Genomic DNA, 12,729 nt, shown 5'->3' with positions numbered 1-12,729 from the left:
TCTTTTGGTTTAATGATAAATTGTTAAGCCGCTTGCGCTTTTCTATATGCCACAGGACTTAGCCAATTCAATTTTTCTTTAATTCGTTCTTCGTTATAATACTGAATGTAATCTGTGATTGCAGTTTCTAATTCCTTGTAACTTCGATATATTTTCCCATAATACATCTCCTGTTTCATCACACTAAAGAAATTTTCGATCGGGGCATTATCATAACAATTCCCTTTACGCGACATACTTTGGAATACTTGATGTTCTACTAGTAACGCCTGATATTCCTTCATTTGATAAGCCCAGCCACGATCTGAGTGGAAGGTTCGTCGATAGGCGCATTCTTTCGATGCTTCTAAAGCTTCTTTCAACGCCTCAATCATCGTGATCCGATTCGGTTGAGAAGATACTTTAAAACTAATGATTTCTAGATTATACAGATCCATAAAAGGATCTAAATACATTTTCTTAACTTGAAGTTTACCAGAATGATCTTCTTCATAATATTTGAATTCGGTCGTATCCGTAGTAATCTTTTGTCTAGGGATGGACGTCTCAAATCTTCGATTCATCCGGTTAGGAGCAATCCGTCCTAGGACTCCCTTGTAACTATTGTATTTTCGATATTTACGTCCGAAGTTTTTAACCTGAATCTTTAATACTTGACAGAGACGTTGGACTTTCTTTTTATTAATGTGCCACCCTTGGTTAACAAGGGTCGCATGAATCCGACGATAGCCGTAATTCGGATGTTTCTTACGAATCAACAAGATGGCATCTTTGACTTTTTGGTCTGGATCTGATTTTTTCCAATGAGCTTGCCAATACATATAAGTGGATTTAGGAAAATCAATCGCCGCAAGAATCTCAGCTAAAGTAAATCTTTCTTGTTGTCGGAGCTTGTGGATGATTCTTGCTTTGTCTTCATTGCTTTCTGTTGCCGCAAGCTCCTTAGCATTTCCAAGTATTCATTTTTTATCGTTTGCATCTTTAATTCATACTCAAGTTCTTCAATTCGTTTATTTGCCCACTCTAGATCCGTTATCTTCAATGGAATAGAAGAAGTTCGTTTTTCTCTGCTCGTTCGTTCTTGCTTAGACATTGGTGGCCTCCCTGGTTTGCGAGAAAGACCTTCAATCCCGTGGTTATGATACTCTTGACGCCATCTAGGAATCAGTGAAGGATTATTCAATCCCAATTCATTCGCCACATCTTGATAGGATTTCTCACTGGCTTCATACAAAGTGATTGCTTTTAACTTAAAGTTTACACTGTATGTCTTATTTTTTCGAGAGCGCATTAACCCTTTTATTCCTAAAGTTTTATAAGCGTTCACCCAGGTTCTTAATTCTTGGGAGGATTTAATCTTATATTTCTTCGTCAACGTCTTCATCCCGATGGTTCCAGAAAGATATTCGGATACAATTTTCATTTTAAATTCTAAACTATATTTAGCCATACAAATACCCCCTAAAGTTGGATCATTCGGTCCAACTTTAGGGGGTCAGTACAATCGAGCTTGTCAGGATGGATTTTTTTGTTTGTTATATTATGATGAGTCAATCAGAAGTTTGATTTAGAAACTGTTCAATCGATTGACGATACAGATCCGTTTGTTCATAGAAGAGAGAGGCATGTTCTCCTTGATCTACCGAGATGAACTTTTTATGTTTTGCCGGGCTAGCCTGAAAAATTTCTTGGCCCATGGTATAAGGCACCACTTCATCGGTTTTGGAGTGGAAGATTAACAGTGGGGTGGGAACTTCGTTAATCTGTTCGGCCACTTTGCTGTCAGTTAATGAGAAGCCTTGGCTAATGCGGAGATTCCAATCACCTAATGTGAGCATGTAGTCTAGAGGAAGGCCTGTTTCTTCTGAAATATTGTTCAGTTCTTGCCGAGTCATGGCTTCACCATCAGCAACCGGACTATCTAGAATGAGGTAATCGACGTCTTTGCTTAAATTTTTTGCTCCTAAGCCCACCGTTGCTCCACCGAATGATTCTCCCCATAATATCAATGTTTGATTGGAATCTAATGTCTTGGCGACCCGATGGGTAACATCTTCTAAGTCTTTACTTTCTAATACGCCAAAAGTGTTAGTCTCTGCCATATTTTCGCCAGAATTGCGTTGGTCATATGCGTAAATATCATAACCTAAGTCTAGAAACATTTGACTAATAGGTAGGATACTCTCCTTGCTGCCCCCCAAGCCATGGACCATAATGACAGCTCCTTTAGATGGGGCGCTTGTCTTTACCTCAAGCAAGGGAATTTTATGGCCAAAAGCTGAAGAAGTTATTTTTGAAAATATCATCTTATGATCTTTCTTAAATTGATTCAAATCAAAGTCATGTTCTTTTAAATAAGTCAATGAATTTTCGTAGGTATCTTCACGATCGGCTAAATGAGTCGTGCCGTCAGCTACCTGTATCGAAATATAGACCGAAAAGCCTACAAAAAGTAACCCAATGACGGCCAAGATTGACCACAATATCTTCTTCTTCATTCGTTCCTCCTAAATAACCAAATAACAATGCGCTTCTTTCAGAATAAATATAGAGAATTAACTAGTTGTATTTTAGCATATAAATATGTTTTTTGATTCTCTAAATTGAAAAAGGTTTCAGAACTGTTTTATGTATTAGAATAAGAAATTATCACAGAAATCGTCATTATGGTCATTCAAGTTTAGTATTTCTCTTAACAATAAAATACGAAATATACTAATTGATGGCTAATTATGCGATAAATTTGTTTTAAATAATGTATAATCAAGTTGAAATTGAAACAAATAAATTTTGGAGGGTGACCATGGAACGGAAAGAATATTATAATTTGCCGATTGAAGAGGTTATTCAAATATTCAAATCGAATGCAGAGCTCGGTCTAAATTCAGCTGAAGTCAGTAATCGTCATAATGAATATGGAAAAAATTCGCTGGAAACTGAACAAGAAACCTCTCTAGTAAAAATATTTTTAAAACAATTTATAGATCCAATTACCTTGTTGTTATTAGGAGCTTCAATTCTTTCAATTTTTCTAGGTGATTGGATTGATGCGGCTATTATTTTTTCCATTGTAATTCTTTCTTCACTATTATCTTTTTGGCAAGAATATAATGCCAGTCAAGCTATGAAAAGTTTATCTGGTTTAATACAATCTCATATCACTGTTATCCGGAATCAGAAAGAACAAGAAATTGATACAGTTGATATAGTACCTGGGGATATTGTAGTCTTACATACTGGCGATATCATTCCCGCTGATGGAAGATTTATAAAGACTAATAACTTAACAGTAAATGAATCATCATTAACCGGAGAGTCTTTTAGTGTCGAGAAAAATACAGACCCACTTAAGATCGATACACCTTTGGCTAAAAGAAGTAATAGCGGTTTTATGGGAACAAATGTAGTTTCAGGAACTGGTCAACTCGTGATAACTCAAATTGGAACTCAAACTTATTTCGGCAATATCTCTCGGGATTTATCTAAAAGCCAACCTACCACAGAATTTCGCCGGGGACTTAATCGTTTCGGAAAACTTTTAATGTTCATTTCCGCAATTATGATTTGTTTGATTTTCCTATTAAATATTTTAATGCATAAACATTTATATGATTCATTTATGTTTGCAATTTCACTAGCAGTAGGAATTACTCCGCAACTCTTACCGGCAATTAGTTCAGTGAATTTATCAACAGGTGCAAAAAGAATGGCTGAAAAAGATGTTATTATTAAACAATTAGAAGTAATTGATAATATTGGTGGGATGGATATATTATGTTCAGATAAGACAGGAACAATCACTCAAGGGGGAGTGAGTATCGATGGCGTGTATGACTTGTCTAAGCAAAAGTCTGATGACCTACTTCTATTAGCTCAAGATAATGCGACGTATTCAACTTCTAACAATAATAGTATTGATCAGGCTCTTTCAAAATTATCACTCGATAACAAAAAATCAGGACGCCTTATTAAGGAAAAAGTCTATAATTTTAATGATAAAGTCTCATCCGTAGCCATTGAGTATAATGAAAAGAGATTTTTAGATCATCAACGATTAGTAATTATGAAAGGTGCTGTAAAAAATGTTCTTGGTTATTGTAAGCATGCCCTTTCAACTGATTCAAAGGTAGTAAATTTATCCGAAAAAATTGATGAAATCAATGTGATGACCGATGAACTTAGTCAGAAAGGATTTCGTTGTTTAGCCTTAGCCGTCAAGGCTTTTGATGAGGGTGAAGACGTTGAATTTAACGAAAATATGGTCTTTGCTGGTTTAATTACCATGTTCGACCCATTAAAAGAAGATTCATTATCAGTCATACAGGATTTACGAAATTTAAATGTAGATTTAAAAATTATTACTGGAGATTCTGAATTAGTAGCCAAATACTTGGCAAACGAATTAAATATGACATCAAATCAGGTTATTTCCTTTGCAGATTTGCAACAATTTTCGCCAGAAAAGCAAAGAAAAATAGTGGAAAATATTAATATCTTTGCCGAAGTAGAACCAGAAGGAAAAAAATCAATCATTCAGATGTTAAAATCCAATGGGCATTTAGTAGGATATATGGGTGATGGAATTAATGATGTTCCTCCTCTCCACGAAGCTGATGTTGCTATTTCCGTCGACGATGCAACAGACGTAGCTAAAGATGCTGCTAATATTGTATTATTGAAAAGCGAATTACGAGTTGTGGTCGATGCAATCAAAGAAGGAAGGAAAGTATTTGCTAATACGATGAAATATATTTTTATAGCCATATCAGCGAACTTCGGGAACATGTTTTCAATGGCTGGGGCTTCCGTCCTCTTGAAATTTCTTCCCTTATTACCTAAGCAAATTCTGATGACCAATCTTTTACAAGACTTACCTTCAATGATGCTAGCCTCAGATAATGTAGATTCGGAATGGATTTGTACTCCTCATCGCTTTAATTTTAAGTTTATCATACAGTTTATGATTGTATTTGGATTAATTTCATCAATTTTTGATTATTTAATGTTTGCAATTTTAATTTTTCATTTAAATGCAGACGAAACCCTATTTCAGACTGCTTGGTTTACTGAATCAGTTATCTCTGCGATACTATTAATGTTAGTACTTAGAACGAGTAAGGTAGCCTTTGATTCTCGACCCAATGTTTCCTTAATTTACGTTTCCCTAGCTGTGATTTTACTGACAGCCAGTCTGTCTTATCTTCCATTTAATCAGCTGTTAGGATTTATTCCTCTTCCTTTAACGATCTGGGGAATAATATTTGGGGTAATTATTACTTATTTAGTAGTTGGAGAAATCAGCAAAAAAATATTTTATCGGTACCATAAGATTTAATTTAAGAATTATTTTTCTAAAATTTTCTATAATCTATCGAGAAAATTTTATGAGAAATTAGCTCTACAAGTTATCTACATTCATCATTTAAAATCTATTAACCAAAACGACAAAGGAAGGGAACAATGGATATTCGTATGGCTAAAATAAAAGATTTAGCTAAGATAAAAGAGCTAATAGGTCTTGCTTTTGCGGGGGTGGAGTATTCTGATGGTCAAGAAGCTGAATTAGTCTACAAGTTATTTAAAAGTTCAGCATATATCCCAGAATTAACCTTGGTCGCAGAAATAGGCGGAAAGATTGTAGGTTTTATCATGTTTTCACGCGCATATGTTGGTCAAGTAACAGTGCTTGCTTTAGCTCCTTTAGCTGTCCTACCTGAGTTTCAAAATCAAGGCACTGGTTCACTATTAGTCCGTCAAGGCCATCAAATTGCGCGTAAACTTTCGTTTCCATATTCGATTGTTTTGGGCGATCCAGCCTATTATCAGCGCTTTGATTATCTACCAGCGGATCAGTTTGGAATTGATTCTCCTTTTGACGTAGCTACAGAATATTTTATGGCCTCAAAATTAGATCCAGCCGCTATGACACTATCGGGTACCATGCGCTATGACCCGGCATTTAAAATTGAAGAATAAACGGAGGATAAAATGACAGTGATTGAAATTGATGATGAGTTGAGCTTGCTTCCATATTTTGACAATGAAGCAGAGGCGCTAGTCTGGTACCAAGACAAAGAAATCTGCAAAATGGTCGATAATATTGATCAAGCCTATGATATAGACCGTCTCCAAGCGATGTATCATTATTTGGATCAACATGGTGATTGTTACTATGTAAAATATCAAGACAAGTTAGTAGGGGACTGTACTCTGCAAGATTCTGGTGAGCTTGCTATTGTGATTTGCAAGGAATTCCAAGGACGAGGAATTGGAAGTAGATGCATTCAGGCAATGGTTCAGCGGGCCCAAGATAAAAATATGGCCAAAGTATTTGCGAGAATTTATTCGTTTAATGAACGCAGTCGACAGATGTTTATGAAGCAAGGCTTTCAACAGGTAGAAGAGGAATTGTTTGAATTACGATTTAACAAATAAGTGTTGTATACATAAATATTATGCGAATCTCCTTAATATAACAGTGTTCGGTAATCTTCTTAATAAATTAAGTTTACTTTGCATATTGTATACTATATAATAGCAATGAAAGCGCGTAAACGCTTAAATAATTTACTAGGAGGATGTTTCATGCTGACTTTTGATAAGGCTATCGTGCGTAAACCAAGTAAATCAATGTTAGAGGGGATTACTACGGGAATGTTTAGTGATGATGCCCCGATTTATGAGGATGCTGTAAAGCAACATGCGGGTTATGTGAAAGCTCTGGAAGAATTGGGTCTGGATGTTTTGGTTTTGGAAGCTTTAGAAGAATATCCAGATTCATGTTTTGTTGAAGATCCTGCTGTAGTGATGCAGGAATGTGCTATTATCACCAATTCACCTCGAGAATCAAGAAACGGCGAAAAATTTGAGATCATGGATGCAATTAAGAAATATTACAAAGATGATCAAATTTTTCATATTGAAGCACCCGGAACCATGGAGGGTGGCGATGTAATGCAGGTTGATAAACATTTCTTTGTCGGGCTTTCAGATCGAACCAATGAAGAAGGAGCTAAACAATTTAATAACATTGTCAGCAAATTCGGTTATACTTCTTCAACCGTTCCTGTAACTGAAGGACTTCATCTAAAAGATTTCGCCATTTACTTAGAAAATAATAATATGTTGGTAAGTCCAACCATGAATAAAGTTGAAGATTTCCAAAAATTCGACCGGCATGTCGTCGAAGATGAGGAACTCTATGCTATAAATAGTTTATATATTAATGGAACAGTTCTAGTTCCAGCTGGACATCCGAAAACACAAGCCTATATTGAAAGTAAAGGTTATCCCGTTAAAGTTGTCAATACCGATGAATTTAAGAAAATAGATGGTAGCTTAACCTGTCTTTCATTAAGATTCTAATTATAATCTGCTACCTACATATAAATATCCCTTAAAACTTATGGCCTTGAGAAGATTTTACTAAGTTTTAAGGGGTATTTTTTTCTCTATATTTTACCAAAGGTCATAACGGGCATTTTCTATCCGCCAATGGACTTCTTCTAAATAACGACGCAGTTCACACAAATTATTCTCCTTAAACAGATTTAAAATGACTTGATGTTCGTCGTTGGTTTTATTCAAAATATCTTTCAAATTATTAGGATCGGATTTACTGAAAGCTTTGGCGATGAGAAATTGTTTTTGCTGATGAATTTCTTTAATTAATCGTCGATTTTGCGCCTTATTTATGTAGATATCATGAAAAGCTTCCTGAATCTCGTTGTATTTTATATACAGACCATTCGCTATTGCTGAATACATCGTATCGATATGGAATTGCATTAAAGAATAATCTTCTTCGGTCAAGAAAGGTGCGGCTAATTGAGCCGATTTTCCGTCTAATACACCAATTAGTTGATAAACTTCTTCAAGATCTTTGAGCGTATAATTAACTAATTTAAACCCTTTATTTGGCGTATGTTCAATAATCTCTAAAGCAGCTAGGTGTAATAAGGCTTCTCGTATTGGTGTACGGCTAAGACCTGTCGCTTCTGCCAGCGATTGTTCAGTAATGCGTTCATTAGGGAGAATATTTCCTTCAGTAATTTGTTGGGAAATATACTCATAGACTTTATCTTTAGAATTGATAACTAGCACCTCCATCGTTTATAAAAAATATTGTAGTATATATTTTTCTTTCTGACAATCGATTCACTATTGACAAAAAATATTGTATACAATATACTTTAGATAAGAAATCATAAAGGAGTGGTGTTATGTTCAAAAATGTTATCGTTCGTGTACCAAGTAAATCAATCTCTGAAGGCTTGACCAGTGCTAACGAAGGAAAACCGATTTATGAAAAAGCATTAGTTCAACATGAAAATTATGTAAGCGCTCTAACTAAATGTGGTGTGAATGTAACAGTATTAGAACCTAAAGATGAATTTCCGGATGCTTGCTTTGTAGAGGACGTAGCTTTATGTACGCCAAAATGTGCCATTATCACTCGTCCTGGTGCGGAAACCCGACGTGAAGAAGCTGCTTTAGAAGATATGCATCAAGCACTTAGAAAATTCTACGACAATATCGAGAAAATAGAAGCTCCTGGAACGATTGAGGCTGGAGATATTATGATGGTTGGCGATCATTATTACATTGGTTTGTCTGATCGGACTAATCAAGAAGGAGCCGACCAAATGATTGCAATTCTAGAAAAATATGGTATGACCGGAGAAACCGTCAAATTAGATACCATGCTGCATTTAAAAACTGGGCTTGCTTATTTAGAAAATAATAATTTAATTGTCTGCGGAGAATTTACGACCAAAGAATGCTTTAAAGATTTCAATAAACTTGAAGTGGAAATGGATGAGGCATATGGGGCTAACTGTATCTGGGTAAATGGAACAGTGATTGTGCCAGAAGGTTATCCAAATATTAAGGCAAAGATTGAAGACTTAGGATATAAAACTTTAGTAGTTGATACTTCAGAATATCGCAAAATTGATGGTGGCTTGTCTTGTCTTTCATTACGTTTCTAAGAAAATAATATAAATTTGAATGGTATAGGGTAGGATTCGCGATGAGTTTGATAGTGGATGCTGCCCTTTATTTTTACATATCATCTATTTGAAAGCGGTAACAATGAACATCCAGGGAGGGAAAATCATGACTAAGGGACCATATCCTCGTTTACTCATTGATACTAAGAAATTACAATCAAATATTCAAACCATGATGAGGGTGTGTCAAGATTATGGAATCGTAGTTAGTGGAGTAGTTAAGGGTACTAATGGTATACCAGAGATAATAGAAAATTTTATCCAGGCTGGGATGAAACACTTAGCTTCATCAAGACTTTGTCAACTTGAAAGGATTAAAAAGATGGATCCGTCGATCCATACTTTAGCCTTAAGAATTCCCATGTTAAGTGAACTCGATGAATTGATTGAAGTTGCAGATTGCAGTCTGAATTCTGAAATAGAAACATTAACTGCATTAAACGAGCTTTGTCAGAGAAAAAACAAACATCACGAAGTCGTCTTGATGAATGATCTTGGTGATTTGCGTGAAGGATTTTTTGAGCAAGAAGAACTGATTCAGGCAGCTGTTTATGTAGAGAACAAATGTCCCAATCTTTATCTAAAAGGCATCGGAACTAATTTAGGATGTTATGGTTCGATAGAACCAGATCAAGAAAATTTAGGCCAATTAATTGAGAATGCGCGCATTATTGAAGAGCAGATCGGTCGATCGCTAGATTGGATTTCTGGAGGTGCTACGACCTCCGTGCCATTAGTCTTAAATAAAACCATGCCAAAGGGGATCAATCATCTGCGGATTGGTGACGGCATTTATTTACGAGATATGGAATTATATTTTGACTATCATTTTGATCAGATGCATGGGGATGTATTTATTTTAGAAGGTGAAATTATTGAGATCCATAATAAACCAAGTCATCCGATTGGTACGATTTCAGTAGATGCTTTCGGCAATCGACCAGTGTACGAAGATATCGGCCGACGAGATCGGGCTCTCTTAGCAATGGGACGGCAAGACATTGGCGACATGACCAAATTGATTCCCCTAGATCAGAATATTGTTGTAAAAGGCGGTTCAAGTGACCATACTATCGTAGATATTACTGAATCTGAAAAAAATTATAAATTGGGAGATACAATAAAATTCACCTTACAGTATGAAAATTTATTACTGGCATCAAGTTCAGAATACATCTATAAGCAATACATATAATTTATAATAAAGGAGTAGAACAATGGAAACAAAAGAAAAGAAAGTAGGTTTATGGGGCCTCGTTGCCTTGACTGTAACTTCTGTCGTCGGAGGCGGTATCTTCAACTTGATGTCTGACATGGCTAAGTCGGCTGCTGTCGGACCAATGATCGTATCCTTAGTTCTATCTGGGATGGGAATGGGCATTTTTGTCCTATGTTTAGAAAATTTAAACAACAAATTACCTGAGTTGGATGCTGGAATTTATAGTTATGCCAAGGAGGGCTTTGGAGATTTTGTTGGTTTTAATTCTGCTATTGGTTATTGGTTGTCCATTGTATTGGGGAACGTGGCTCTAGGTTCATTAGCTCTCAGTGCCTTAGGCTATTTTATCCCGGCCTTTGGAGATGGTCAGACGATTTGGGCGGTCATCGGGGCTTCCATTCTTTTATGGATAATGCACTTTACTATTTTACGTGGTTCTGATTTCGCGTCTAAAATTAACGGTTTGATTATGATTGCTAAATTGGTCCCTCTGGCAATCTTCGTGGTCGCATTATTAATCGCTTTTAACTATGATATGTTTACTGCTGATTTCTGGGGAACAATGAATCAAGGTTTTGATTGGGGACTGGTCGGACCGCAAATTAAAGGAGCAATGATTTCAGCGGTTTGGGTCTTTGTGGGTGTGGAAGGTTCTATCGTTTATTCTGCCCGTGCTAAAGATAAAGCTACAGTAGGACGTTCAGTGATTCTCTCTTTTGCAATTATTACGGCAATTTATTTGCTGACCACTGTACTAAGTTTCGCGGTAATGAGCCAAGGAGAACTGGCTACTTTGGGTAAACCAGCTATGGCCTATGTTTTAGAGAGTGTGGTCGGTCCTTGGGGAGCTGCTTTGATTAATATAGGTGTGGCCATCTCTGCGATTGGATGTTGGTTTGCTTGTATTATGTTTAGTGGGGAAATCTGTTTCCAAGCGGCCAAAGAAGGTATATTCCCGAAAATCTTTGAGAAAGAGAATAAATATAAAGCCCCAGTTAATGCGTTGTTGATTTCCAACGGAATCATTCAATTCTTCTTCCTGTCTTTATTAGTCAATCAGTCAGCCTATAACTTCATGGCTTTACTTGCATCCAGTACCATGTTAGTGCCTTATTTCTTCGTATCATTAAGTCAAGCTAAACTATCCTACAAATGGGAAGGTGGTTTATCAAAGAATGTTATTTTAGGAATTATTTCAACGATTTATATGGGGTATTGTATTAATGCTTCAGGGATTGAGTATATTCTGGTCACCACATTCTTATTTGCTCCTTGTATGCTGTTCTATATGCTAGCTTGTAAGCAGAATAATAAGAAGATGTTTAACAAGTATGAATTAATCGGCGCCCTGGCTATTCTCTTATTGACATTGATCACCATTGTTATGGTAGTCAATGGTACCATTGATATTGCCTCAATGTAGTATATATTTAATCTTAATAAATATTCTCGGTTGTATTTCAAGGAATTTAAATCTGAATTCATTTTCTGTAGTTTTTTAATCCAAATAATATCTTTTCTTAAAATTATAATCGCGAATCTATGTTATAATGAAAGTAGATTGAGAAATGAAATAATTTAAGGGAAATTCTCATGAATATAATATAGAAAGGTTTGTAGGGGGCAACAATGGCTAAGGCAAATATCAAGGTCACTTTATTGTGCCCGATTGATCGGGTTTGGCAACAAGTGACTGATGTTGCGAATTATCAATGGCGTAGTGATTTAAGTTCAACAAGGATTATCGATGATAAGCATTTTGTAGAAGTTAGTAAGAATGGCATCGAAACTACGATGACAACCTGTCAAGTTGTTAAATATAAATTATGGGAGTTTGAGATTGATAATCGTTATTTAAAAGGTAAATGGACGGGGAAATTCTATAAGCAAGGTGATAATACCACTCTTGATTTTACTGAAGAAGTTGTTGCTAAGAAGTTGTATTTGATACCTTTCGTTGGTAGTTTTATACGGAATCAACAAAAGTTATTCATGAAAGATTTAAAGAAAAGTTTAGTCTGTGAAGAAGCCAGTCTGATTAATGTCCTAGGTTAACATCAAAATATTAAAGACAAGATAAGTGTTGCAACTTGCTTATCTTGTCTTTTTTTGTCTTAATGATGTTGAAATAATAAAATTGTGAATGGTTAACTTAGAGAATCGAAGAAAACAAAAAAGAGACTGAATAATGAAGTCATGGTAGCTACAGCCAAGAGGCTGGCTAAAGGCATTCCCACAAGAATCACTATCCACCATAACCATGGGTGCTCTTGTAAATGATTAATCAATTGGTGATCACGCTGGAAACTTGTCCGCGATACAGATGGTTTTAAGGTATATTTATGCGTTTCTGTTGGACTGATTAAGAAATGCACTTTGGGTACGGTAGTATGTTGGTTGCGCATGATAAGTCCTCCTTTTTTATTTGTCTTTAGTATAAGACAAACAATAAAAAGATAGTGTTAAAGCATCAGCAAAGGTATTAATATTAGATTAAGA

The 12,729-nt window shown here is 35.7% G+C and carries 13 protein-coding genes; 8 read left to right on the top strand and 5 right to left on the bottom strand.

Annotated features, from left to right (window positions below; genetic code table 11):
• Nucleotides 1-23: 23 nt before the first annotated feature.
• From M0R79_RS09310 to M0R79_RS07210, 3 genes are all read right to left on the bottom strand, one after another.
• Nucleotides 24-899 (bottom strand): IS3 family transposase, encoded by an 876-nt coding sequence (locus M0R79_RS09310; protein WP_310795421.1) that lies wholly within the window; start codon nt 897-899, stop codon nt 24-26.
• Nucleotides 863-1,450 carry a helix-turn-helix domain-containing protein gene (locus M0R79_RS09305; protein WP_310795404.1) on the bottom strand — a complete coding sequence of 196 codons (588 nt, stop codon included), beginning with the start codon at nt 1,448-1,450 and terminating at the stop codon, nt 863-865. The genes M0R79_RS09310 and M0R79_RS09305 overlap by 37 nt, the downstream gene beginning before the upstream one ends.
• Before the next feature lie 100 nt (nt 1,451-1,550).
• Nucleotides 1,551-2,498 carry an alpha/beta hydrolase gene (locus tag M0R79_RS07210; protein WP_248415829.1) on the bottom strand — a complete coding sequence of 316 codons (948 nt, stop codon included), beginning with the start codon at nt 2,496-2,498 and terminating at the stop codon, nt 1,551-1,553.
• A 305-nt stretch (nt 2,499-2,803) separates the two neighbouring features.
• Between M0R79_RS07210 and mgtA the strand changes: the two genes are divergently transcribed.
• The 4 genes from mgtA to M0R79_RS07190 all read left to right on the top strand — a co-directional run bounded on the left by mgtA (nt 2,804) and on the right by M0R79_RS07190 (nt 7,365).
• Entirely contained in the window at nt 2,804-5,335 is a 2,532-nt protein-coding gene (gene mgtA / locus M0R79_RS07205; RefSeq protein ID WP_248415830.1) for a magnesium-translocating P-type ATPase, read from the top strand.
• 125 nt (nt 5,336-5,460) lie between these two features.
• Nucleotides 5,461-5,976, top strand: coding sequence for a GNAT family N-acetyltransferase (locus tag M0R79_RS07200; RefSeq protein ID WP_248415831.1), 516 nt, complete (start codon nt 5,461-5,463; stop codon nt 5,974-5,976).
• Nucleotides 5,977-5,988: 12 nt separating this feature from the next.
• Nucleotides 5,989-6,435, top strand: a complete 447-nt coding sequence (locus M0R79_RS07195) for a GNAT family N-acetyltransferase (protein ID WP_248415832.1) — start codon at nt 5,989-5,991, stop codon at nt 6,433-6,435.
• 150 nt (nt 6,436-6,585) lie between these two features.
• Nucleotides 6,586-7,365 carry a dimethylarginine dimethylaminohydrolase family protein gene (locus M0R79_RS07190; RefSeq protein WP_248415833.1) on the top strand — a complete coding sequence of 260 codons (780 nt, stop codon included), beginning with the start codon at nt 6,586-6,588 and terminating at the stop codon, nt 7,363-7,365.
• A gap of 93 nt (nt 7,366-7,458) precedes the next feature.
• Here M0R79_RS07190 and M0R79_RS07185 read toward each other — a convergent pair whose 3' ends face one another.
• Nucleotides 7,459-8,109: a GntR family transcriptional regulator gene (locus M0R79_RS07185; protein WP_092571999.1), complete on the bottom strand. Its 651-nt coding sequence runs from the start codon at nt 8,107-8,109 to the stop codon at nt 7,459-7,461.
• Nucleotides 8,110-8,222: 113 nt separating this feature from the next.
• Between M0R79_RS07185 and M0R79_RS07180 the strand changes: the two genes are divergently transcribed.
• The 4 genes from M0R79_RS07180 to M0R79_RS07165 all read left to right on the top strand — a co-directional run bounded on the left by M0R79_RS07180 (nt 8,223) and on the right by M0R79_RS07165 (nt 12,285).
• On the top strand, nt 8,223-8,990 hold the full coding sequence (locus tag M0R79_RS07180) for a dimethylarginine dimethylaminohydrolase family protein (RefSeq protein ID WP_248415834.1): 768 nt from the start codon (nt 8,223-8,225) through the stop codon (nt 8,988-8,990).
• 127 nt (nt 8,991-9,117) lie between these two features.
• Nucleotides 9,118-10,206 (top strand): alanine/ornithine racemase family PLP-dependent enzyme, encoded by a 1,089-nt coding sequence (locus tag M0R79_RS07175; protein WP_248415835.1) that lies wholly within the window; start codon nt 9,118-9,120, stop codon nt 10,204-10,206.
• A gap of 22 nt (nt 10,207-10,228) precedes the next feature.
• A complete protein-coding gene (locus M0R79_RS07170) occupies nt 10,229-11,653 on the top strand; it encodes a basic amino acid/polyamine antiporter (RefSeq protein ID WP_248415836.1) in 1,425 nt (474 codons plus the stop codon).
• A 206-nt stretch (nt 11,654-11,859) separates the two neighbouring features.
• Complete coding sequence (locus M0R79_RS07165) at nt 11,860-12,285, top strand: SRPBCC family protein (protein WP_248415837.1); 426 nt, start codon at nt 11,860-11,862, stop codon at nt 12,283-12,285.
• Nucleotides 12,286-12,377: 92 nt separating this feature from the next.
• Here M0R79_RS07165 and M0R79_RS07160 read toward each other — a convergent pair whose 3' ends face one another.
• The gene (locus M0R79_RS07160; protein WP_248415838.1) at nt 12,378-12,635 is read right to left on the bottom strand and encodes a hypothetical protein; all 258 of its coding nucleotides are present in this window, start codon (nt 12,633-12,635) and stop codon (nt 12,378-12,380) included.
• Nucleotides 12,636-12,729: the final 94 nt, after the last annotated feature.

Source organism: Ignavigranum ruoffiae, assembly GCF_023195815.2.
GTDB lineage: Bacteria > Bacillota > Bacilli > Lactobacillales > Aerococcaceae > Ignavigranum > Ignavigranum ruoffiae.
Note: the sequence above shows the minus strand (reverse complement) of the source record. Positions and strands in the feature narration are given on the sequence as shown.